A 23,840-nucleotide genomic window follows, 5' to 3' on the forward strand; every position below is an offset into this window, starting at 1 on the left:
CTCTCATAAGAGAAATATTTTCTAACATTTTCCTCTTGCAAGCATTGTAGATCTGGCGGGCAATTTCAAATCTGATTTCTAATATAGTAAATTGAAATGATTCTAAATGCATATCGAGTTCCACTATATAACGTGATTTTTTCGCTTTAGCCATTTCAACACCACCCGAACGAATGTTCTTTTTTCAATTAATTATATGGATAATTATAGAAATAATCAATTAATAAGACTCAGGAAGGCACAAAAAAACAGGCATTCATCACCTCATTAAAATAAAGTGCGTTCTGCCTGTTTGAATCGTAAACAATTTACACTAAATATCTTGGTAAATTTATGATGAACAACCGCTGCCACAGCTTGAACAACTTGAGCCCGAGCAGTTTGAGCCTGAGCAGCCTGAGTGTCCGTTCCCCCCGCCATTATCCCCTGATTGATCGGAAGACGACGTTCCGCAAAAAACAGCGGTTGTGCAACCGCTTGTGTAATGGCCGGGATTCGTAAAGGCATAGATTTTTGCATATTTCCAATACTCATCAAAATAATAGTAAGAGAAAAAGATCATTACTAGGGAGAGTGAGGTCATTTCTCCATAGTTTCCTATTCGGGTAAATTTCCCTTTTTTATCAACTTGATAGATTTCTTCTGCTTCACTTACTTGTTTTTTCATCTTTGAAACAAGGTATTCAATTAGCTCCTTATTATCCTCATTTACCTTAAAATATCTTTCTATGAGAACTTCATTAGGACTTTCTTTAAAGTCCTTTAAGATTCTTGAATCGAGTGGATGATTGAAAAAACTCCCCCACGACTTCCAACTAAACTGGGTGATTTGAAACAACTGCGAAAATGCCCAGTCAAAAAATGCCCGTTCTTGTGGTGCCGGTTTGGGATTCGTGTTCGGTGTATGGTGAAGCATTTGTCCAAGAAACCGTTCGGAAAAGGTTTGATATTTTTGTGTAAAAAGAATCATTGTATGCCATACTTCATCCACTTCATGGCTGAACATGGGAGTTTTCTTTAATATATTGGATAATATGAAGTAGCGTTTTAACTCAAAAAGCCGCCATTCAAACACATCTTCCGTAAGTTTTGGATTTTCCTGAAGGAAGCGTTGCTTTACTTGATGGAGATATTCATCACCTAATGCAGCATGTAATTTATTAAGTACGGGCTCGATCGGGACATCATCAAGTATACCTAGCTTTTCAGGGATATTTTCTTTGGATAATTTGGGTTTACTTTTGACTGCAAGTGTAATCACTCCTGCCGTTAGACCCCCTACTATGATACCCGCAATTACGATTCCGCCAATCATGAACCAAACACCTCCTATTGATACCATTCTTCTAATTTCAATATATCACTTAATCATTTAATTAGACTTACTACACAACCTTTTGTTACAAAATAAAGCCTTTCTTTCGATTTAAGTTCCAAAAAAAATGACCGAGTTCCCTTTTAGGAAGTCGGTCATTTTTAATAAAGACATCTAATAAATCATTGTAAAGAGATGGAGAGCGATAATTGTGAGGCAAAGAAAAAAAACACCAAATGCACCTAATTTCTGTTTTTCCTTCCATAAGGTAATCCCAAAACCAAATGTATAAACTATAATCATAAGCAATACCACGTAAGTCCATAGCATTCTAGCCTCCCACCTCTACTGCTGTCTAGTTTGCTTTCCATAATCAATAATCTCTACTTCCGGTGTTACAATAATTTCGGCACGTAAGAATGCCTTCCCCCAATTAAATTTATTAAATTCCTGTATTGTTAAAAAATAAGGACGTGCATACACGGATAACGGATAGGGCACACCTTTTAATTTCGTCTGTGCCTTTTTAAGTAATTTTTCATTCATTTCTTTGATATAACTAATAACTTGTTTTTTTACAATCTGCCTATTTTTTTTTGAATCATAATTAGCCATGGAAGGGTTAGTCATAATTTCTACTTTTAAAGGAATCGTAATCTTTATTTTTGGCCTAACACCCTTTAAGTTCATTTTCACCTTATTACTTTCATTTTTCATTATTCTTACAGCGAACTGCCTCTCTTTGTTTGAAAAAGGATTTGGGATATCAATTAATATATCTTTGATGTTAGTTGTGTCATCCAGGACATTAACAATTCGAGTTTCCTGACCTGTAAGTGTATTTATCATCAAACCCTTTTTAAAGACCGCGGCACCTATAAATTGGGTATCATCTAGCTCTCCGCTGGCATTCACCTCGCCTGGCGTGTACTCATCCTCACTTTTAATTTTACGATTCTTTGCCTTTATAGCTGTTGTATACATTGCTAAGTAGAGATCTGATCCCCTATCTAATGTTTTAAAATACCGAAAGAGTGTAGAATCAGGGATTAGACCATTTTCAATTCCATGATCAACCATATACTGAAAGTACTTATGAGGTCTCGTTTCCATCTTCGGTTTATTCTCTACAAAATAGTCACTTGCTTTTTCTTTTGAAACCGCTAGATAAGTATTCATCCGGATTTCCTTATCTTTTTGTGCATCTGTGATGGTCGTGACAAAATCTATGTCCTTCGCATATTTTTCGGAGACAACAATTATTTTTAAAAATTCATAAGTTATATTCCGAGAGATAATAGAATTTGCAGTTCCTTTGGCCGCGATAAAGTCATTCACATCGAAGGTAATAATTTCCCGTGGTTTTTCAGTTGAACCTCCGCCGCCTGCATACTGCCAACTTCGGGGTTAGCAAGGAGCATTGTTACACTGATTTTCCCTTTATGTTTGGAAGGGTCTAATCCGAGACCAATTACATAGGACCGATCTTCAAGTTCTTCACGATCCCAACAGCCCGTTAAAATACACACCAAAACTAGACATAACATCCCTTTACATATGATTCTTATTTTTTGCATGTTTAAATTCTCCTCTTAACATTGCGACTAACCAAAGCATGACTGAAAATACGGTAAATACGAGGCCTCCTGCTCCGGAAATAACCATTTTGAATTGTTCGACCACTAGGGTGGACTCCGGAATGGTTCCAATTAACAGATAAAGCGTTGCTAAGGACGGAATTAGGTATTCAAAATCTTTAATTTTAAAAACAAAGCCAAACATCATCGCATTAATATATAGAAACACTGTAAATCGAATAAATGCCGACAGTAACCATATGACAAAAAAGATAATTTCTACATTTGGCAGATAACTGCCCAGTGAGATATACCGAATGAGCGTATGAAAAGGAAAGTGTATTGTATCTAACGATGTTTCAAACATACAGATATAAACCAATATAATTGCACTTAGTTCGATAGCAATGTAGACAAATGCAATCCATGTCCCTTTACGAAAATCCTTTCCAGATTTAACGAAAGGAATGATCGTCGTAAATAGGAAGAAGTCTGCAAAAAGTGTTAACCCGTGAACACTGCCTTTCAATATATTTACTGGTCCTGACCCCAAAATAGGAAACATTGCCCGAATTGACCCATCCTGGGTACTTAACAATAAGGCAATGTATAAAGAAAGGACGGAATAGAAGACAACCAAATAAGAAACCGAACCGATATGCTGAAGGCCTTTTTTGGCACCGTAACCACATATGGCCATCAACATGGCATAAATCACTACAACCGGGGTGGTTGGAAAATAATATGAGCGAATAATGTTGGTATAGGTTCTCGAATCAAATGATATGGCAAAAGAACTTATTAAGAATATTAGAAGGCATACAGCCATACCCATGTATTTACCAAGCAGTTTTCGAATGACAAAAAATAAATCCTTTCCCTGATACAGTGAAACAGTTTTTAACAATAAATAGAATGGGATCAAAAACATCGCTGCTGACAGGAGAGGAATCATCCATGATGCATTTTGTGCTTCTTGAAAAAGAATCGCGGGAGTATCCTCGGTTGCTTTCGCTCCAACCATTAAAATCCCCATGGCTACATATTCGCGAACACCTAATTTTGTTTGATTCTGGTCCATATATCTTATCCCTTTCTTTGTTTAACGGCATCCTTTGGCTTTAAATAGCCGGGGCGAAACCTTTCTTTAAAGGGAACATGCCTGATAATTAAATCCTTGGATGAAAAGAATTGCGGTGTCATCGGTGCAAAGTAAGGAGTACCAAAAGATTTTAATGAGGCCAGATAAAATAAACCTAAAATAAATAAAGACGTTGCCCCATAGATCCCCATGGTCCCTGCAGCAAAAATAAATAAAAAGCGGCTGATACGGATAGCAAAATTAAGGCTGGTGTCACTAATAATAAAGGAGCTTAGTCCGCTTAGGGCAATAACAATGATAACAATCGGACTGATGACATTAGCTTGAACAGCCGCCTGCCCTAGAATTAACGCACCGACAATCCCAATTGTAGGACCAATGGGTGAGGGAACACGCAAGCCCGCCTCTCTTATTAACTCAAAAGCAATTTCCATCATTAAAATTTCAACAATGGAGGGAAAAGGAACACGTTCCCTGGTCCCCGCAATCGCCATTAATAAGTCAGGAGGGATCATCCCCACATGATAATTGGTAATGGCTATATAAAAGGAGGAGGCAAATGCGGCAACAAACATTGCCATTAATCTTAAAACCCGAATGAAATTACCATATGGAGTCCTAAGGTAGTGGTCCTCAGGTGAATGGATCATGGCCCAAAAGGTAGCCGGCAAGATTAGGCTGCTTGGGGAGTTTGACATCAATAAAACAATATGGCCTTCTTCAATAAAGGAGGCTGCCCGGTCGGGACGCTCTGTGTACAAGATAGTCGGAAATAGGGACCTAGGCCGTTCCTCTAAGTATTGTTCTAAAATACTTAAATCCAATATTCTGTCCGTATCAAGGGCTGATAATTTATCCTTTATGTTGTTAAGCAGTTCATCGCTGGCTAAGTCTTTTTGATAAATAAGAAAGACATCATTCCTTGACCGCTTGGAAACTACCTGAGATTCAACAATCAGGTTTTCATTTTTTATCTTTTTACGTATTAAGGCGATATTATCAATTACCTTTTCGTTAAAAGCTTCCTTTGCCCCTTTGACAATTACTTCATTTTCAGATTTCTCAATTCCCCTGCCGCGCGTTTTTGTTGTTTCAAATAAATAGCATGCTTCATCACCATCGATAAATAGAGCCGTGATGCCACCCGTTATAAATTCTGTAATTTGGCCAATGTTGGTAATCGTTTTTTGAACAGGATACGAGACAATATCCTGGATTCTTCCTGAAGGCTGCTCAGTTCTGATTAATTTCTCAACGATGCCTTCTTGAATATTTTGGATATCAACCATGGTACTTAGATAAATAATAAAGGCCCGCCGGTGTAAGGCCCTGACGGTAAACTCACGTACCTTAACATCTGTATTTTTCGGTACACTAAAAATTGATTTAAAAACCTCTAAGTTGTGCTCAAAATTCCTGCTTATATCCTGACTCTTTAAGTCAATTTCATTTTGATTCGATTTTTCCTTCACATGTGGTTCCGTATTGAGTTTTTTTAAAAGCATGTTTATTATCGTCTTTTTCATTACGAACCACCTCCTAATTTTTAAATAGTTTCCCAAATTCAGGGGTATTTATGTATGTAAGGAAAGGTTTGGAATAATTGAATATAGTCGAATTTTTCTATAGGATAAGAGAAGTGAAAACTTTATAAGAAAGAGGGATTTACAGATGAATGTACTATGGGATTTTGATGGCACCCTTTTTGATACATATCCAGCACTTGTGGAAGGGTTTGTTAGTTTAAGTAAACAAGACTTGGATCGGGACGAGGTATTAAGGTGGCTTAAAAAAGATTCAAAAACGGCCTTTAAGCATTATGGAATCTCTGAAGAGCTGCGTGAGGAATATAAGCGGTTATATAATTTGCATTCCGTGAACAGCCTGCCTTTTGAACATATTGAAGAGGTCTTATCTTCGGTGGATGAAAATGTGATTGTCACTCATCGTGATAAAGAATCTACCTTAATGCTGCTAGAGAAATTCAATTTGCTGCAATATTTCCAAGAGGTTGTTTCTGTTGAAGAACAAGGATTTACAAGAAAGCCGCACACTGCTTCCTATGAACATATTCTAAAGACTCGTCATATTGACCTGGTTGTGGGTGACCGAGATTTAGATTTGATCCCTGCCCGCAGTTTAAACATTAGAACGGTAGCTTTCCAAAATCCAAATATAACAGCTGATTTTCATATTGATCGGTATGCGGATTTTATCCCGAAGGTACATAATCAATTATAGAAGACTCCATGTATTTATGGATTAGTTGGTTTTTGTCCAATAGAACGGGTCTAAAAGACAAAATAAGCAACTACCGCTTTAACATTGTCCAATAGAACGGGTCTAAAGGACAAAATAAACAACTTCCGCTTTAACATTGTCCACTAGAACGGGTCTAAAGGACAAAATAAACAACTTCCGCTTTAACATTGTCCAATAGAGAGAGTCTATTGGACAGTGTTGACTTTGACTGCACTAGATTTGTCGATTAGAAAGTTTCTATTGGACAGAATGAATATGGCCTTTAATAAAAGTGTCTAATAGATATCCTCCCTGAGAGATGAAGGACCGATACAGATTGGCCCTTTTCTTGTTTGTCCTTCATCTCGATCCTGAAGGACCACTCCCTTCCAACCGTTTCCTATTTTGTCCTTCATCCTGTCTATGAAGGACAGATACTGTCATTTTCCCCCTTCATCCCTGCTATGTGCACCCTTCTTTTAAAACCCCCTCTCTTTTCCACAACAAGAATAAACCTTATCCAAAAAGAACAAACTATTCCCAACTAAATGTCTTGGGAGAAAAGTGATGTCAGATCTTCTCGAAATCATTATTCGAACCATTACGGCTTTTATCATATTATGGCTCTTTCTACATCTCCTCGGTAAACAAACCATTTTTCAAAAAACCTATCATCTGTTTATTGCAACAATCACAATGGGGACTATAGCGGGAAATCTAGCCTTTAATTATAAACTTAGATTCCTATACTTTATTGTCGCCTTCGCCATTATGGGAACCGTGATTTATACCCTAAATATCCTCTCTGTGAAAAGCCGGCGTTTCCGAGAAAAAATTGCTGGAAAACCGACTACCCTCATTGAACAGGGTAAAATCTTAGAAGAAACCTTAGAGAAAATAGGTTTTTCAATCGATATGTTGAAACAGGCTTTACGCGGTAAAGATGTCTTTAACATCGAGGAAGTCGAATGGGCCATCTTAGAAGTCAATGGTTCCCTATCCGTTTTAAAAAAAGCAGAATACCAAAATATCACAAGGAAGGATTTAAAAATAAACCCGGCCTCCCATCAAAGTCCAGTCGAATTAATTTTCAAAGGAGAGCTTTTATCCGATAATCTTTCAAACTCCCCCTACAGCGAACAATGGCTCCAAGCAGAACTAAAGAAGCGCAAGACTGTAGTGTCCGAAATCTCCTACGCTGTCGTAGGGACAAATGGAAACCTATATATCGATCTATATCTAGACAAACAGCAGCAATCCTAGCTGCTGTTATTTGCTTGCAGCCAACCGGATATTATCAAAAACAGGCTGAAAAGGTGTTGTGAAAATAGGCATTTTATGGTTCGATAAAATATGACTAGGGGGGTTCGACATGAAAGGAAAAGTGAGACTTATTACTACCATGCTGATTTTTGGGAGCATTGGGGTTTTTGTCAAAAAGATAGAATTATCTTCAAGTGAAATTGCATTTTTAAGAGGAATTATTGGAAGCTTGTTTCTTCTTTGTGCTAGTTTTCTAGTTAAGCATAAACCATCCTTTAAAGCATTAAAGGAAAATGCATTATTGCTATTATTGTCAGGAGGAGCAATTGGCCTTAATTGGATATTCTTATTTGAATCCTACCGCTACACTACCATTTCTAACGCAACAATCAGTTACTATTTTGCTCCCATCTTTGTGATGGTCCTCGCACCTTGGGTACTTAAGGAAAAACTGACAGGTGGCAAAGTTGCCTGCATTCTTGCTGCTATGGTTGGCTTATTTTTAATTGTTACTCCGGGAGGCCAGGGGCAAAATCATACACTGGGTATTTCCTATGGCCTTTTAGCAGCAGCACTTTATGCAAGTGTTATTCTAATGAACAAATTTATTAAAAATTTATCTGGTTTCGAAACTACATTAATACAACTAATGGCAGCAGCCATTGTATTATTACCCTATATAGGGTGGCAAGGGAATCTGGCGTTCGCAGGTCTAAACTCGACTTCTATTATTTTTATTTTGATTCTCGGTATTGTTCATACGGGTTTAGCCTATTTTTTATATTTTACGTCTATTCAAGAACTAAAGGGATCTACTATTGCGGTTTTAAGCTATATTGATCCAATCTCCGCAGTTATAATTGCAGCTATTTTCTTGGGTGAAAGTATGACGGTTATACAAATGATCGGTGGTTTTCTAATACTCGGCTCAACCTTCTTAAGTGAAAGACTAGAACTAAAAATCAAGACCCCCACTACCACTCCGTAATGGGGTCTTTTTGCGCCTTTTTACTAATACAGCAATGACTCCAGTGCCTTCTTTGATGGTTTAATTGCTTTTTCTCAAGGGATGTTCAAAATTCTGTAATAACATTTCGAACAAACTTTGAACTTATCACTATCGCCATGTTATTTATGTGAAAAAGGAATATAGTAGAACCATAAAGAGAAACAAAATTTTGAAGGGCGGAATCATTTATGTTTAACAAATTTTTAAGAGAGAATAAAATTGCTTCTTATATTCTAACGGTCTTACGTTTATATCTAGGTTACTCTTGGTTTACTGCAGGTTTAGGAAAATTAACTAGCGGCGGATTTGATGCTTCTGGATTCTTAAAAGGAGCAATCGCCAATCCAGTAAAAGGACCAGACGGTGCAGTCGTATTTGGATGGTATGTAGACTTCCTAAAACACTTTGCATTGCCAAATGTTGATATCTTTAACGTAATCGTACCTGTTGGTGAAACTTTAATTGGTTTAGGATTAATTCTTGGCTGCTTAACAACTACTGCAATGTTCTTTGGTCTAGTTATGAACTTCTCTTTCTTCTTAGCAGGCACTGTATCTCACAACCCTAGAGACATCTTCTTAGGATTCATCATCTTAACTGCAGGCTACAATGCAGGTAGAATCGGCTTAGATCGCTGGGTGGTTCCTTTCGTTAGAAAAATGGCTAAAAAAGAAACTGGTAATACAAAACATAAGGTAACAGCTTAGGCTAGAACCATAAAGAGAAAACAAAATTTGAAAGGCGGAGTCATTTATGTTTAATAATTTTTTAAGAGAAAATAAAATCGCTTCTTATATTCTAACAGTCTTACGTTTATATCTTGGTTATTCTTGGTTTACTGCAGGTTTAGGAAAATTAACAAGCGGAGGATTTGATGCTTCTGGATTCTTAAAAGGAGCAATCGCCAATCCAGTAAAAGGACCCGACGGTGCAGTCGTATTTGGATGGTATGTAGACTTCCTAAAACACTTTGCCTTGCCAAATGTTGATATCTTTAACGTGATCGTACCTGTTGGTGAAACTTTAATCGGTTTAGGTCTAATCCTTGGCTGCTTAACAACTACTGCAATGTTCTTTGGTCTAGTAATGAACTTCTCTTTCTTCCTAGCAGGCACTGTATCTCATAACCCTAGAGACATTTTCTTAGGTTTCATCATCTTAACTGCAGGCTACAATGCAGGTAGAATCGGCTTAGACCGCTGGGTGGTTCCTTTCATTAGAGAAACAACTAACAAAAATACTGGTGCTGAAAAATCTAAAGCAATTGTATAAAGATAATATGAATGAAGACGATTCAGGTCTCCCTGAGTCGTCTTTTGCTATTCTATCAACAATGCAAGCACTTTCAATTCTTAATGTTATTTTAATAAAGAATTAATACGTACATAACAAATATGACACAGTTTGTTAATATCAATGCTTTAAACTGTATATTAGTGGGGATAGCATGTGTGGCTATCATGGTATTTGGCGTAGGCGGAGCCGATACTCGAGGAGACGGAAAATGGAATCACTATTAAGACAGCTGATATACCATTTCCTAATATTTATTTGGCCAATTTAATTTTGCAATTAAACAAAAACAAGCATGATTAAAATATTATATTTTTGGGATAAGCTCGCTTTCCGAGATTAGAACCTACTAAAAAGAGAATATTCTCCTCTTACTAGAAGAGTAGCCCCTCTTTTAGAAAGCCCCCGAATAAATTATTGGTATACTTCTCCTCCTTCATGAGACGATATGAATGGGGGTGAAAGTCACTGATGAAAACCGAAAACAATAGCGGGGGAAATCAAATGAAGTACAGTATCTGGAATACTCGTACGGAAGAAAATATTGATATCACAAAAGAAAGAATAGCTGAAGCGATGGTTGAAACTTCACTAAAAACCAAGTCGACCGAACAACCAGACTAAAGGCAGCCGAATAAGGCTGCTTTTAGTTTATTTTTTAACTGTGTAGTATTAATTTCCAACAATGAACAAGACTATTCTATATCAACATTACGCAGCGGGAGTTCATTTTGATGAGTTATACAGGATTAAATTATACAATTTTATGTCTTGCCTTTGTTATTAACGGTTTAGGTAGTTTTTTTATTGTTAAGAAAAATGTTTATCGATATGGAATGGTACTGATTATTAGTTTAATTGTTACTTCTGGATTATGTTTGTTATTTTATGCGATGGACTTTTATCGATTTGTCCTTCCTCTTCCGGCAGTACTCCCAGTGGTAGCAATTAGCTTCAGCTTTCTTGCTTTGTTTATTATTAGGTATAGGCCCAGAGATAAAACCTTTCCTTTTTTCTTTATAACGCTTACTTTAGTTTTTACAATTGAAGTCTTCCTCAAGGATTATGCAGGTTTTATTAGATTTAAGAATGGCTGGGATTATTGGGATTCCTATTCACTGTACTGGGTTTTCGCAAGGCTTTTTAATTATGTAGGTGTATACCTTGTGCCATATCATTTCCGACACCCTGTTAAATCAGATACTAAGACATATTGGGGATTGTTCTTTTTGATGGTGGTCTACTCTGTATTTGGTGTTTATCTACTCAACCAAATTGGAACTGAAGATTACTAATAAAAAACGATGCCGAAGTATGCAGGCACCGTTCTTTTTTATCTATCAGCTTTTCACTTTTAATCCCAACAAAGAAGCAAAACCAATTGCCTGTTCTGAGGAAACTTCACAGCCGGCCAGACTTTCAATTGACACATTGAGCCTTTCAAAACGGCACGTACTAATATCGATTCCTTTCAGCAAAGTTTGTTCAAAATGAGTTTCGTTCAAATCGCATTCCGTAAACTTAACTTTATTCAATTTACTATCGTAAAAGTTTGCACTTTGCAACGAACTTTTTACAAAAGCAACTTGTTTGAACCGTGCATCAACAAACTCACTAAAATTAGCCAAACAATTATCAAACGTTACATTCCCCAAGTTGGCATCAGAAAAGTCCACACCCATTAATTTGCAGTCCTTAAAGGTCACCCGGTGTATAATCCCTTCACTAAAGGAGGCATTGGACAGATCACAGTTTTCAAAGGCAACATCTGTCATATCAATCCTAGGCAGCTTAGCATTAAGGAAGGTTACATTTTTAAAAACAACCCCTGAAAGAATCAGTTTACTAATCTCAACATCATCTTCCCTTGATCCTGTAACCATACAATTGATTAATTGAGGTTCTTCCTCATAATAAAGATCATTGAAATTCGCTTTACTTAAGTTTGCTGAAATTTTTGGAGTCTCTATCTTAAACCCTTTAGTCATACGAACACCCTTTAATTAGTTATTATAGGTAACTCTACCATAAGGCATCTGAAAATAATAAGTCTTTTATTTTTGAAAAAAATATGCCAATATCCAGTAAGTAAAAAGAGATTGGATAGGTTCCCAATCTCTTTTACGTTTAGCTCTCTGACAATGAACGGATTCTTCTTAACGAAGGGAACAAATACATCCAAAGACCTGCAACAATAATCGTTCCAACGCCTCCAATGAAAGCGGCCGGAACCGTTCCCATCAGCCCAGCCATCGTTCCTGACTCAAACTCTCCAAGCTGATTGGACGTTCCGATAAACAGAGAATTAACAGCATTCACCCGGCCGCGCATCTCATCAGGTGTTTGCAGCTGGACAAGTGATGATCTTATTACCACACTGATTACGTCCGATCCCCCAATAAGCAGTAAGGCAAATAAAGAAACGATTAAGTTGGTGGAAATGGCAAAAAGCATGGTCGCCAAGCCAAAGACAGCAAGAGCACCAAATAATTTAAGTCCTATGTTGTTCTTTAACGGATAATAAGCTAGTATAAGTGACACTAATAATGCACCTACGGCCGGAGCAGTCCTCATTAGACCTAGGCCCCATGGACCGGTATGTAAAATATCCTGTGCATAGATTGGAAGAAGTGCTGTTGCACCGCCAAGCAGAACGGCAAATAAATCCAGGGAAATCGTGCCTAAAATGATTGGATGGCGATAAATAAATTCTAATCCTAAGAAAACAGAGCGGAATGATACAGGTTCCGATTTCCGAACGAATTCATGTTCAGGACGGATCATAAAGGTTAGAATAGCACCAACAATCAGTGCAATCGCTGACGCACTATATACATAAGAAGCACCTAAAGAAAATAGTAACCCGCCAATCATCGGCCCCAAGATTTGTGATGTCTGCCCAGCAGTGGTTGCTAAAGAAATAGCCTGCTGCAAGACATTCTTATGTACCAGTTGTGGCAATAAAGCTGCCGATGTGGGACCTTCAAATGCCCGGCATGTCCCAAGAATAGCCGCAGCAACTAATATTTGCTCCCGGCCCAGCCAGCCGCCAATGTTTCCATATAAGAGTAATCCGGCAATTAAGCCTTCGATTATTTGACATAGAAAGACAATCCTGCGACGGTCAAAGCGGTCTGCAACCTGGCCGACTACAAAGGTCAACAATACCATAGGAATAAACTGCGCAAGACCCACTAATCCTAAGCTAAAGGGATCATGCGTTAAATCATACATCTGCCACCCAATAGCAACTGAGAGCATTTGGAAAGAGGTTGATGCTAAAATCCTCGATATCCAATAGTTTCTAAAAGGTGGTTTTCGAAAAAGTGAATCACCTGATTGAAGCAAATTAAATCCACGCCCTTTTCTCAAAAACTACACCTATTATACTTCTTTTCCTGTCAATACTCATTTACTTATTACTTCATCTAACATTTTTTACAAAAATTCAGACCCGCGCACTGGTTCCTCATTTCGCAAAAATTCAACATATTTCCACGGCAATTTTTTATTTATTTCCACAAATCCCTATTATATGCTGCCTTATTCATCCCTATTTTAAGCTATAATAAAGAAATGGGTATTATATTTAAGTCCATATAAATATATATAAATTTCAATTTCCTTTTTAATAAAACAATTATCCGAAAGGACTTTTTATCTTGAAGAAAAAACGAATAGGAAGTGTCATATTTACCTTAATGCTTGTCCTGATCTTCATCCTATTCTATTTGGATACTAAACCCTCCACGGAATCAACAGAAAATCAGTCTGTTCCACTGCCAACTGAACTCAATCCGATTGTCAAAGAACGAAGCAATCAATTAATCCAGCAAGCCGCAAAGAAAGGCATTGTGGTAGTGATTACGGATAGTTTTCGCAGTGCAGAAGACCAAGACAAACTTTATGCGCAAGGCCGTACAACCGAGGGAACGATTGTAACCAATGCAAAAGGAGGCGAGTCCTTTCACAATTATGGGCTGGCCATTGATTTTGCATTAGAAACCCCTTCAGGTGATGTCGTTTGGGATCGAGGGTATGATCGAAATGGAAATGGGAAAGCAGATTGGGCGGAAGTTGTTCAAATGGCGAAGGCCCTAGGGTTTGAATGGGGCGGTGATTGGACGGGATTCAAAGATTATCCGCATCTGGAAATGAATTTTGGATTAACCATTGCCGATTTACAGAATGGTGAGAGACCTGCCGGAACAACCTTAACAGCAGATCTCGAGACTAATAATGAAGAATAATTGCACCGCATCTGTGGTGCTTTTTTTAATTAATAGTTTTTAAGCTCTTTTTTTAGAAACTCAGCAAAAAGAAACACCTCATCCGTATTCACTTTTGTTAATAGATAGGTAGAGGACGTTGGCGGGACGATATTATCCGGTTCTATCTCAAGCAGCTTGCCCAGTCCAATTTCTTCTCTCACTACAGTCCGGGGTAAATAGGAAACGCCCAGGCCTGCCTCAATAAACCGTTTTGTCACTTCAATTTGATTGACTTTCATTGTTTTCACCAATGGATAATGTCTCTTCATCTCATGTAAAAGTTCATCCCAGTAGTCTGGATGGTTATGTGTGATAAGTCTATATTTCTGGAGAACATTTTGCTCATCTAAGGAAGGTTCGTTTGGTCCAACGAAAATCACAGGTTCTTGATGTACCGTCTCGGTCTTTACGTTTGGTTGAACAGGCAAAATTCTGCTTAAGCCTAAATCTGCCCTTCCCTCACTAATTTCCTTACCTATATCATAAGAATTCAGCACATTAATAATCACTTCTATACTGGGGTTTTCATCCACAAATTGTCTTAACAAGACAGGTAAAAAAGATGAAGCAATTTGCGGTGCAGCAGCAATCCTTAACTTTCGGTCATACCCTTGTTTCCACGATTCAAAATCTATCATCCCTTTTTCATATTTCTCCATTAGCTCCCTGGCATAGAATAAGAACTTGTGCCCTGCTGGTGTAAGTACGACTCTATTACTGACTCTTTCAAACAATTGAATGTTTAAGCTTTCTTCTAGTCGTTTAATGTGTTTGGTAACCGCAGGTTGTGTCAGAAAAAGTTCCTCAGATGCTTCCCTGAAATTTTCATATTTTGCGGAAATAATAAAAGTTCTTAACCACTTAATATCCATGAAACACCCTCTCATCAATAACAGTTAGTTATTAAGTATTAACTTTTTTGTTAATATCGTTTATTCAATATCCCCATTATAATCTAATTAACAGGAATTAACAGTTAATTTAAGGAGTGGGTAATATGGAAAATGTAAAAGACACTTGGAATGCTAGTCTATATGATACTCAATATTCATTTGTATCGATGTATGGGGAGAGCTTGTTTGAATTATTAAATCCTCAAAAAGGGGAAAAGATTCTTGATCTCGGCTGTGGAACAGGAGATTTAACAAAGCAGTTAGCTGATTTTGGGGCATTGATTACGGGTGTGGACAAATCCGATAAAATGATTGAACAAGCGAGAAGAAAATACCCTCATATTAAATTCGGTGTTCAAGATGCGACAAGGTTAAAGTTTACTAATGAGTTTGACGCGGTATTTTCTAATGCTGCCCTTCACTGGATCAAGCAGCCCGCACAAGCATTAACATCTATATATAACAGCCTAAAACCAGGTGGTAGATTTATTGCTGAATTTGGCGGAAAGGGGAATGTGCAATCCATTTCTGATGGATTGATTAATCAGATAGTTTCAGAGGGTTACACCTATGAAAGGAACCAATTCCCGTGGTTTTTTCCGAGTATTGCAGAATATTCATCGTTAATGGAGCAAACAGGATTTAGGGTGACCTTTGCCCAGCACTTTGACCGTCCCACTCCATTGAAAGGAGATAATGTAATAATAAGTTGGATTAAAATGTTCGGCAGCAGTATGCTAGAAGGAATCCCTGAAAATAGAAAAGACGATTGTCTTAGGGAAGTGGAAAACAATTTAAGAGACGTCCTTTTTAAAGACGGGCGTTGGATCGCCGATTATAAAAGAATTCGGGTGATTGGAATTAAGGAATAGGAGAAAAAAATCCAATACATATAAGATATCCTTCCATATATGTGTTGGATTTTTTTCGCTACACCAATAAGATAAGAGTTAATCTTTTACTAAACCGCCTCTTAAATTTGATACCCCAAACTCTAAGTATCCTTTTAAACAGCTCAACATAAATACCCAGCCTTCTTTATTATCTATCAACTGCGTTACGAAATCCTCCTCTTCTTCATTAAAACCTTCCTCAACCACTTCAATAATCGTGCTTACGTTGTCTGCATTTTTCAAGTTTATGGTTACAATGTGCCCTTCTCCATTTGCTCCCCAACGGTAAACGATTTTCTTATTGATCTCGATTTCGAGTACTTCTATTTCCACTTGAGCATTGTACTCCTCATATCTTACAGTTATAGTCTTACCTTCTTCCCATCTCTCTGAGCTCGATGAGAACCAGAAATTTCCGATTTTTGTCGGATCGACAAAGGCTTCAAATACTTCATTAGCCGGCTTTTGGATTTTAAATTTTGTAAGATTGTTCATAACCTGCACCATCCCTTTTTGTTTACTAATCTAAGGTTAGGAATTATTGGTTCCATTTATACTTACCCTCACCTTTTAGTCTACTTACTAGTTCTTTTATTTTACCATTCTCGATAAATTAGTAAGTAATGAGGAAGTTCAATTAAAATACCGCAAGAAGTTTGGAGTGGAATGATGAAGGCTATTGTTTATAACAAATATGGCTCACCAGATGTTCTGCAATTAAAGGAAGTGGAAAAGCCGTTCCTGGAAGACAATCATGTTCTCGTGAAGATTCATGCAGCCTCTTTAAATTTTGGTAATCTTGTTCTATTAAAAGGAGAACCATTCTTAGCCCGATTTGCTTTTGGTCTTTTTAAACCGAAATACCCTATACCTGGAGGTGACATGGCCGGCCGGGTTGAAGCTGTTGGCAAAAATGTGCAGCAGTTTAATCCTGGTGATGAGGTATTCGGCGACCTTTCCGCTTCTGGCTGGGGAGGTTTTGCCGAATATGTATCCGTTCCTGAAAATGCGTTAGCATTGAAACCAGCCAATCTGTCTTTTGAGGAAGCTGCCGCTGTGCCGATGGCTGGTGTTACAGCCTTACAAAGTCTGCGCGATAAAGGCAAGATTCAGCCTGGACAAAAGGTATTAATTAATGGCGCCTCAGGCGGGGTTGGAACGTTTGCTGCACAAATTGCCAAATCGTTTGGGGTCGAGGTAACAGGTGTATGCAGTACAAGGAATGTAGATGTTTTGCAATCATTTGGAGTGGACCGTGTCATTGACTATACGAAGGAAGACTTTACTAAAAATACAGAGAAGTATGATCTGATTCTGGGGGTAAATGGGCATCACTCCATCCCTGCCTATAAACGGGTTTTAAAGCAAAATGGAATTTTTGTTCATGTCGGAGGTTCCGGCGCTCAAATGTTTCAAGCGATGGTACTAGGTCCTTGGGTTACAATGACCGGGAGCAGGAAGATGGGCACCTTCTTACAACGGGCGAACCAAAAGGATCTGGTTTATCTAAAAGACCTTGTCGAAAGCGGTAAGGTCAAACCCATAATCGATAAATGTTATAAGTTGAACGAAGTGCCCGAAGCCTTTAGATATTTTGAAGAGGGACGCGCACAGGGGAAAGTTGTGATCACTATGTGATGGACGTATTTCTCCTGCATCGAATCCTCCTCCTTATAAATATAAAGAAAGCAGCCTTTTAACAGCTGCTTTCTAAGATACCTAATTTTTATTGGTTTGCCAGTTGAGTAACTTGTTCTTGAGTAAGAGCCGTTTCATAAACTTTCAAATCATCCATTTTACCTTTGAAAGGAGTATCCCACCAGTTTACACCTAAAGCAAAGACTCCAGTTGAACCTGTGAACACATCTGATATTCCCGTTCCGCTAAACTTGGCAGCACCGTTAATGTAGACAACCACATTTCCATTATTAACTGTGAAGGCTAGATGTGTCCATTGACCTGCAGGGATGAGTTCGTTCGTTTTGCCGTCAAACCATGCAGAGCCAGTTGACCATAACATGGTATTTCCATCCCAGCCTTTTGGTACAAGACTCACCCAGTTATTTGAATCCTTGGCTCCAAAGAATGCGGTCGTGTATTGAGTAAGTTGATCAGGGTTGACCCACAATGATACAGAATACGTATTGCCTGTAATTAAACCACTTGGCAATTGGATGCCTGATGTACCGTCAAACGTTGCAGCCTGGCCGTTAATACCATCACTAAATGAAATATTTCCTCCAGCGGCACCAATCTTGCTGCCGATAACAGTTCCTGCACCAAAGTTTCCAGTGGAATCGGTAATGCCGCCATCCATGTTGAACTCCGCAACTAGTCCATCCTTAGATTTTTCAAGAACCGTAACCGTGAAACTTTTTACAGATTTAACCGTACCCTTGGTAATAGTCGCAGTAAGTGTAACAGTTGCATTCCCCTCACCATAAGCCGGGCGTTTAACGACTCCAGCTGCTGAAACCGCTTCAGGATCAGAAGAACTCCAAGAGATCGATGTGTCACGTGTTCCAGCTGTAGGAAGCGTCAAATTGGAGGTGATCCTGCTCGTATCCCCGAGACTTAAATCTTGTTGAACAGCCTCAACCACTTGGTGGTCATTTAAATCTGCTCTTTGGACTCCGAAAACAGCAACTCCGCTGGTCTTATTATCACCGGTCTTATTAGATAAAGCACTAAAGGTAATAGTATATTTTTGTCGTGCCTCATCCCATTGACGCAGGAATACACCATTATACTTTACCCCATCTAAGGTGAGTTCCGCCTGATTTTGATTAGTTACATTCCATGTCCCAGTTGCAGCGCCCGAAACCTTACCATCAGCTGTCAAATGAAGAACAGTTGAATTTTTAACAGCTGTGGTAATTTCTTTACCATGGTTAACAAAATTATAATCACCAGCAATTTGCTTAGTGTTCACTTTCTTGTCATTTTCACCAGCATATCTATTCGGTGCAACAACCGGCCATCCATCCTTATTCATCACCATTTCATGAACGCGGACCTCATGGTTTTCACCCTTGTTAGGAAAGCGGGTATGGAACATCAAATAATTCTTGCCTGTCTTGGCATCATGATAGGTTGTAGTCCCGCCTGGTGATACGTAACCAGTGCCCGTTCCAGTTCCAGGATCGCCAATCTCTCTCTTAAACTGGTAATTACCCATCAATTTAACACCGAAAGGTTCAATGGAACGATCATCAAAAAGCGTGCCTTCTGCCCCCTTCACATTGGTCACATCATTTCCATTGGCGTCATAAAACGGACCGTCCGGCTTTTCGGAACGAACCACACGAATGTTATAACCACCAGTAGAATCAAGACCTCCGAATGTCATTAGCATATAGTAGTACCCAGTTTCCTGGCTGTACATCATGTTTGCTCCCTCAATTCGGGCATGGTTGCCGCCAATCAGCTTTTTCCCATATCCTTGACCCGAATAAGGCTTTCCAGTTGCAGGATCCAGCTTCAAAGTAAAGATACCGCCAGAAAAGGACCCATAAACCATCCACAGATTTCCATCCTTATCGAAAAAGACATCAGGGTCGACGGTATTTGGCTGCCTCGTAGCATCATAGATGGTTTCTCCATCCTCACTGATTTCTCCCCACATTCCAGACTTTAGAAAAATCCCTAAGTCTTTATATGGTCCTTCTACATTGTCAGCTACAGCAACACCAAGGGCAGAACGCGGTGAATCCCCTTTACAGTTGTCATAGTACATATAGAATTTTCCATCAGGCAATTGAATGACATCAGGAGCCCATAAATCTTTGGATTGAGTCCAATCGAAGGTTTCTTTCAGTTCCTCCTCTACATTTGGAATCACCTTGTTCCCATCTGCTACACCATCGGCAACCTTTTCCCAGTTCATTAAATCTGTCGACTTTGCCACAGCTAAATGAGATCCGAATACGTAATAGGTATCATTTACCTTGATGACATCAGGGTCATGTACAGAAACATTGGAAAAAGTACGCATCGATTCTGCAGCAACTGTTACAGGTTCAGCAGCCACTTTTGCCATTGCAGAATTAGGCAAAATAATTGATGCCCCCAGCATAACTGCTATTATTGAACGTTTGACTTTTAAATCCATCGTTTTTCTCTCCTCTACTAATCTTTCATTCTTTCTATCGTTCGACTCTTAAAAATTCAGATGTTCCCCCTTTTACAAACCCGCCCAAAAACATTAAGCGCTAACATTTATTTATAAATAACAAATTAACATTTATGTAAATCAGCATATGTCGATATTAATTATAATAGATAAAATATAAATTTGGTATTAAATTTCGATTATTTTTGCAATAAAAAAAGGATGGTTATCACCCATCCGAAAAATGATTTTATTTTATTCATCCGATTCTTGCGGCATCCAGGTTTGAGACCACTTTTCTATTTCTCTGATGATAGGCTCTATGGCTTGCCCTTTATCAGTTAGGGAATATTCTATCCGAACTGGTGTCTCGGGGAACACCTCACGTTTAACGATTCCTTGAGTTTCTAGATCTTTAAGACGCTCCGAAAGAACTCTCCCGCTTATCCCCATTGAAGATTCTAAAGTACAGAAGCGTTTGGAACCTGTAAGGAGCTGATAAATGACAAGACCTGTCCAGCGCTGGCTCAATAACCCCATTGCTTTTTCGAATCGAGGACATATTTCCGACTGGTTCATGGTTTCCCCTCCTATTCATATTTAATCATATTACAAATAACAACATAATTACAATACATAATAAATTTATTTGACACAACTAAGTTTCGAAAATATAATTAGTTACATAAAGTAAGTAAGTTATTTTGTTCAAAAGGATAATATCATTCTTACAACACTCAAATACTTATCAATTATCAACATACACAATATCTAAATAAGGTGGTCCTCAAATATGAATCTTGAAACTGATGTTTGCATTGTCGGTGGTGGTCCAGGCGGCGCGCTTTTGGGATATTTGCTTGCAAAAAAAGGTATTTCGACCATCGTGCTCGAACGTCACACGGGGATCGACAAAGAATTTCGCGGCGAACATCTTAATCAAGATGGAGAACGAGTATTAAAAAAATATAATCTGTATAATAAAGTACAAGAAGTTGGACTGCTTTTAATGGAACGGGTCGAATATTGGCACCTTGGCCGTGTGATAAAAACCATTACACCAGCAACTGGTGAACAGCATGTCGGTATCCATGTTCCTCAGAAAAATCTATTAAGTGTTTTAATCAACGAATCTACACCATTTAATAATTATAAGCTTTTGATGGGGACAAAAGTAACCCATTTGTCGTTTAATAAGCATGGGTATGTGACGGGGCTGACAGCCGTAAAGGGCGAACAAGAATTAATGATAAAAAGTAAAATCGTTGTTGGTGCCGATGGCCGCTTTTCAACGGTAAGAAAGCTGGCGAACATTCCCTTTTCAACCTATAAACATGGGTATGATCTCCTGTGGGCAAAAATTCCGAGCCCGCAAGGCTGGGAGCCAACAATAAAAAATGCATTGGTCGAGGGTAAACAGCTGGCTTTATTTACCCAGGAGGGCGGATTTATTCAAATCGGCTGGAACATTGAAGAGGAATCCTTTCCAGCATTGAAGAAGAGATCCTTTACACCATTTATCGAGCAGGTGATTAAGGCCTTTCCGGAATTAATGGATACTGTCCATCAGCATATTCAATCTTGGGATGATTTTATCTTATTAAAGGTTCAAAGCAGTCAATCTCCAGCTTGGGCGAAGGATGGAGTAGTTATCATGGGAGATGCTGCCCACACGATGAGTCCAACAGGTGCTTTCGGGATCAATTGCGCCCTCTTAGATGCTGATGCTTTGGCCGATGTTATTATAGAAGCATTGGACACAATTGATGTGAGTGCTAATCAATTAAGAAAAATCGAACATCGCCGTGGTGATGTCGAGAGATTACAGATACAGCAATTGGAAAAAGAAAAAAACTTTCAAGACAATTTTAAGATTGCTGCTTTAACCTAATAAAAAAAATAATACGGAATTGGGGAATGAATGATGGAACAAGTTCAATTAAAGGGAGATATCCTCTCCTTGTTAGAGGATAAAATAAAATTAATTAAAAGAGAAAATGAAGGGCTATATCTTGTCGGTCCCATTAAATTGCCAGTTAATCTATATGGAGAAACGATTGAATTTAAATGGTACAGCTGGCTGAAGACCGAAACTGTAACCGAAGATTTTCACCAAGTGATTAATCAATTATCTTCTGCCAAACTAGCTGAGCTTCAACAATCTAGTGTCCTTGTTTACGGTGATTTTGAATTTGGAGAAGATGCCTTAATTAGAATGCATTCCATTTGTCACACGGGTGATATTTTTGGCAGCAAGCGTTGTGATTGCGGCTACCAGCTGAGACAGTCTATGAAAATGATAGTCGAACATGGAACGGGTGCTTTATTTTATCTTGCCAATCACGAAGGCAGAGGAATTGGCTTATTCAGCAAAGCAATTGCCTATATTCTTCAAGAAAATGGATATGATACTGTTGAAGCGAATGAGGGACTAGGATTTGCAGATGATACAAGAAACTATGAAGATGCCATTGAAGTTCTTAAAGCACTAAGATCCAAGCCTGTTACCCTGATTACAAACAATCCAAAGAAATTAAAAGCCCTGAAAAATGCAGGTGCACCACTTTCCGGCCGGACTCCTTTATGGGGCGATATCTCTGAATACAATGAGAACTACTTAAAAACAAAGGTTAACAAATCAGGTCATTTAGAGTAGCGTAATGAATGTAAGAAACAGGATGAACCATCACGAGCCTGTGATGGCAGGAGGAATGAAGCCTTATGAATGATGAATTTTATATGCAATTGGCTTTAAAAAACGCCCAAGCTATGAAAGGTCAAACAGATCCGAATCCGCTGGTTGGCGCTGTGATTGTCAATGATAATCGAATCTTAGGAGTCGGAGCTCATATGAAGGCCGGTGAACCGCATGCCGAAATCCATGCACTCCGAATGGCCGGCGATCATGCAAAGGGAGCAACCATTTATGTTACGCTTGAGCCTTGTTCTCACCATGGCCGAACAGGCCCCTGTGCGGTAGCACTGGTTGAAGCCGGGGTTAAGAAAGTAGTCATCGCCACGCTCGATCCAAATCCGGTTGTAGCTGGGAATGGGGTGAAAATTCTTAAAGACGCTGGCATTGAAGTGGTGATTGGGGTTTGCGAGGAAGAATCCCGCCAAATGAACGAAGTATTCAATAAATTCATTGTCGAGAAAAAACCATTTGTCACTCTAAAAGCCGCGACCACACTCGATGGCAAAACCGCTACCCATACTGCCAGCAGCAAGTGGATTACTTCTCCGGATGCACGCCGGGATGTCCATCAACTGCGAAGTGAAAATATGGCGATTCTTGTTGGGGTCAATACGGTGATCGAGGACAATCCTGAATTGACCGCAAGGATTCCAAACGGCAGGAATCCCATTCGGGTCATCTTGGACTCGTCCCTCCGGATCCCTTTGGATGCCAAGGTGTTGACCGATAAACAAGCGGAGACTTGGATTTTTACTAGTGAAAATTATGATAGAGAGAAACGGAAATGGTTAGAGGATCGTGGGATTCCTGTTTTCGTGACCGGTGGTTCGAGCCAATCAGACCCGGCAGATGTTATGAGGATACTTGGTGAAAAGCTTGTATCTTCTGTGTTAGTTGAAGCTGGCGGTACCCTTAATGCTTCTCTTTTTGAAAAGAAGTTAGTTGACAAAGTGGTCCTATATATGGCTCCAAAGCTAGTTGGCGGCCAGGGCGCTCCTACCTTTTTAGAAGGTACGGGAATTGCTGAGATGGGTCATGCCGTTGAGTTAACAAATCTACGTGTTTCGCCAATTGGGAAGGACTTTAGATTTATTGGATATCCTATTTTTTAAAAAATGGACGGTGCTGGTCACCATCCATTTTTTTCTGCATGCACTAATAAGAGGTTTGCTTTTTT

The 23,840-nt window shown here is 38.8% G+C and carries 25 protein-coding genes; 13 read left to right on the forward strand and 12 right to left on the reverse strand.

The window, feature by feature from the left end; translation table 11 throughout:
- Nucleotides 1–331 precede the first annotated feature (331 nt).
- From GXK58_RS24600 to GXK58_RS24625, 6 genes are all read right to left on the reverse strand, one after another.
- Nucleotides 332–1,315 (reverse strand): hypothetical protein, encoded by a 984-nt coding sequence (locus tag GXK58_RS24600; RefSeq protein ID WP_160725811.1) that lies wholly within the window; start codon nt 1,313–1,315, stop codon nt 332–334.
- A gap of 85 nt (nt 1,316–1,400) precedes the next feature.
- Nucleotides 1,401–1,640, reverse strand: coding sequence for a hypothetical protein (locus GXK58_RS24605; protein WP_160725812.1), 240 nt, complete (start codon nt 1,638–1,640; stop codon nt 1,401–1,403).
- A 20-nt stretch (nt 1,641–1,660) separates the two neighbouring features.
- Entirely contained in the window at nt 1,661–2,653 is a 993-nt protein-coding gene (locus tag GXK58_RS24610; RefSeq protein WP_160725813.1) for a Ger(x)C family spore germination C-terminal domain-containing protein, read from the reverse strand.
- On the reverse strand, nt 2,650–2,892 hold the full coding sequence (locus GXK58_RS24615; RefSeq protein ID WP_160725814.1) for a hypothetical protein: 243 nt from the start codon (nt 2,890–2,892) through the stop codon (nt 2,650–2,652). Before GXK58_RS24615 ends, GXK58_RS24610 begins: the two co-directional genes overlap by 4 nt.
- On the reverse strand, nt 2,867–3,973 hold the full coding sequence (locus GXK58_RS24620; protein ID WP_160725815.1) for a GerAB/ArcD/ProY family transporter: 1,107 nt from the start codon (nt 3,971–3,973) through the stop codon (nt 2,867–2,869). Before GXK58_RS24620 ends, GXK58_RS24615 begins: the two co-directional genes overlap by 26 nt.
- Before the next feature lie 5 nt (nt 3,974–3,978).
- A complete protein-coding gene (locus GXK58_RS24625) occupies nt 3,979–5,520 on the reverse strand; it encodes a spore germination protein (protein WP_160725816.1) in 1,542 nt (513 codons plus the stop codon).
- Nucleotides 5,521–5,665: 145 nt separating this feature from the next.
- Here GXK58_RS24625 and GXK58_RS24630 point away from each other — a divergent pair, with 145 nt between their 5' ends.
- The 7 genes from GXK58_RS24630 to GXK58_RS24660 all read left to right on the forward strand — a co-directional run bounded on the left by GXK58_RS24630 (nt 5,666) and on the right by GXK58_RS24660 (nt 11,095).
- Complete coding sequence (locus tag GXK58_RS24630; RefSeq protein ID WP_160725817.1) at nt 5,666–6,235, forward strand: HAD hydrolase-like protein; 570 nt, start codon at nt 5,666–5,668, stop codon at nt 6,233–6,235.
- Between the two features lie 567 nt (nt 6,236–6,802).
- Nucleotides 6,803–7,498, forward strand: a complete 696-nt coding sequence (locus GXK58_RS24635) for a DUF421 domain-containing protein (RefSeq protein WP_160725818.1) — start codon at nt 6,803–6,805, stop codon at nt 7,496–7,498.
- A 109-nt stretch (nt 7,499–7,607) separates the two neighbouring features.
- Nucleotides 7,608–8,486 carry a DMT family transporter gene (locus tag GXK58_RS24640; protein ID WP_160725819.1) on the forward strand — a complete coding sequence of 293 codons (879 nt, stop codon included), beginning with the start codon at nt 7,608–7,610 and terminating at the stop codon, nt 8,484–8,486.
- Between the two features lie 209 nt (nt 8,487–8,695).
- Nucleotides 8,696–9,214, forward strand: coding sequence for a DoxX family protein (locus GXK58_RS24645; RefSeq protein ID WP_160725820.1), 519 nt, complete (start codon nt 8,696–8,698; stop codon nt 9,212–9,214).
- A gap of 46 nt (nt 9,215–9,260) precedes the next feature.
- Entirely contained in the window at nt 9,261–9,779 is a 519-nt protein-coding gene (locus tag GXK58_RS24650; RefSeq protein ID WP_160725821.1) for a DoxX family protein, read from the forward strand.
- 492 nt (nt 9,780–10,271) lie between these two features.
- On the forward strand, nt 10,272–10,424 hold the full coding sequence (locus tag GXK58_RS24655) for a hypothetical protein (RefSeq protein WP_160725822.1): 153 nt from the start codon (nt 10,272–10,274) through the stop codon (nt 10,422–10,424).
- 110 nt (nt 10,425–10,534) lie between these two features.
- Nucleotides 10,535–11,095, forward strand: a complete 561-nt coding sequence (locus GXK58_RS24660) for a hypothetical protein (RefSeq protein ID WP_160725823.1) — start codon at nt 10,535–10,537, stop codon at nt 11,093–11,095.
- A gap of 45 nt (nt 11,096–11,140) precedes the next feature.
- Here the strand turns inward: GXK58_RS24660 and GXK58_RS24665 are convergent, their stop codons facing one another.
- Nucleotides 11,141–11,788 (reverse strand): pentapeptide repeat-containing protein, encoded by a 648-nt coding sequence (locus tag GXK58_RS24665; RefSeq protein WP_160725824.1) that lies wholly within the window; start codon nt 11,786–11,788, stop codon nt 11,141–11,143.
- Nucleotides 11,789–11,927: 139 nt separating this feature from the next.
- The gene (locus GXK58_RS24670) at nt 11,928–13,172 is read right to left on the reverse strand and encodes an MFS transporter (RefSeq protein ID WP_202171447.1); all 1,245 of its coding nucleotides are present in this window, start codon (nt 13,170–13,172) and stop codon (nt 11,928–11,930) included.
- A 290-nt stretch (nt 13,173–13,462) separates the two neighbouring features.
- Here GXK58_RS24670 and GXK58_RS24675 point away from each other — a divergent pair, with 290 nt between their 5' ends.
- Nucleotides 13,463–14,050 (forward strand): M15 family metallopeptidase, encoded by a 588-nt coding sequence (locus GXK58_RS24675; RefSeq protein ID WP_237389773.1) that lies wholly within the window; start codon nt 13,463–13,465, stop codon nt 14,048–14,050.
- A 29-nt stretch (nt 14,051–14,079) separates the two neighbouring features.
- Here the strand turns inward: GXK58_RS24675 and GXK58_RS24680 are convergent, their stop codons facing one another.
- Entirely contained in the window at nt 14,080–14,943 is an 864-nt protein-coding gene (locus GXK58_RS24680) for a LysR family transcriptional regulator (protein ID WP_160725825.1), read from the reverse strand.
- 125 nt (nt 14,944–15,068) lie between these two features.
- On the opposite strand from GXK58_RS24680, the gene GXK58_RS24685 reads away from it, so the two are divergent.
- Nucleotides 15,069–15,836, forward strand: coding sequence for a class I SAM-dependent methyltransferase (locus GXK58_RS24685; protein WP_160725826.1), 768 nt, complete (start codon nt 15,069–15,071; stop codon nt 15,834–15,836).
- Nucleotides 15,837–15,914: 78 nt separating this feature from the next.
- On the opposite strand, the gene GXK58_RS24690 is transcribed toward GXK58_RS24685, so the two are convergent.
- Nucleotides 15,915–16,352, reverse strand: a complete 438-nt coding sequence (locus GXK58_RS24690) for an SRPBCC domain-containing protein (protein ID WP_160725827.1) — start codon at nt 16,350–16,352, stop codon at nt 15,915–15,917.
- A 174-nt stretch (nt 16,353–16,526) separates the two neighbouring features.
- Here GXK58_RS24690 and GXK58_RS24695 point away from each other — a divergent pair, with 174 nt between their 5' ends.
- Nucleotides 16,527–17,495, forward strand: a complete 969-nt coding sequence (locus tag GXK58_RS24695; RefSeq protein WP_160725847.1) for an NAD(P)-dependent alcohol dehydrogenase — start codon at nt 16,527–16,529, stop codon at nt 17,493–17,495.
- An 88-nt stretch (nt 17,496–17,583) separates the two neighbouring features.
- On the opposite strand, the gene GXK58_RS27610 is transcribed toward GXK58_RS24695, so the two are convergent.
- Nucleotides 17,584–19,968, reverse strand: coding sequence for a LamG-like jellyroll fold domain-containing protein (locus GXK58_RS27610; protein WP_160725828.1), 2,385 nt, complete (start codon nt 19,966–19,968; stop codon nt 17,584–17,586).
- Between the two features lie 255 nt (nt 19,969–20,223).
- The gene (locus tag GXK58_RS24705) at nt 20,224–20,547 is read right to left on the reverse strand and encodes a winged helix-turn-helix transcriptional regulator (protein WP_160725829.1); all 324 of its coding nucleotides are present in this window, start codon (nt 20,545–20,547) and stop codon (nt 20,224–20,226) included.
- Between the two features lie 214 nt (nt 20,548–20,761).
- Here GXK58_RS24705 and GXK58_RS24710 point away from each other — a divergent pair, with 214 nt between their 5' ends.
- The 3 genes from GXK58_RS24710 to ribD all read left to right on the forward strand — a co-directional run bounded on the left by GXK58_RS24710 (nt 20,762) and on the right by ribD (nt 23,775).
- Nucleotides 20,762–21,859, forward strand: a complete 1,098-nt coding sequence (locus GXK58_RS24710; RefSeq protein WP_160725830.1) for an FAD-dependent monooxygenase — start codon at nt 20,762–20,764, stop codon at nt 21,857–21,859.
- A gap of 33 nt (nt 21,860–21,892) precedes the next feature.
- Nucleotides 21,893–22,624 (forward strand): GTP cyclohydrolase II, encoded by a 732-nt coding sequence (locus GXK58_RS24715; protein ID WP_160725848.1) that lies wholly within the window; start codon nt 21,893–21,895, stop codon nt 22,622–22,624.
- Between the two features lie 65 nt (nt 22,625–22,689).
- Nucleotides 22,690–23,775, forward strand: a complete 1,086-nt coding sequence (gene ribD / locus GXK58_RS24720) for a bifunctional diaminohydroxyphosphoribosylaminopyrimidine deaminase/5-amino-6-(5-phosphoribosylamino)uracil reductase RibD (RefSeq protein WP_160725831.1) — start codon at nt 22,690–22,692, stop codon at nt 23,773–23,775.
- Nucleotides 23,776–23,840: the final 65 nt, after the last annotated feature.

It is taken from the genome of Bacillus sp. USDA818B3_A (genome assembly GCF_009928415.1).
GTDB lineage: Bacteria > Bacillota > Bacilli > Bacillales > Cytobacillaceae > Neobacillus.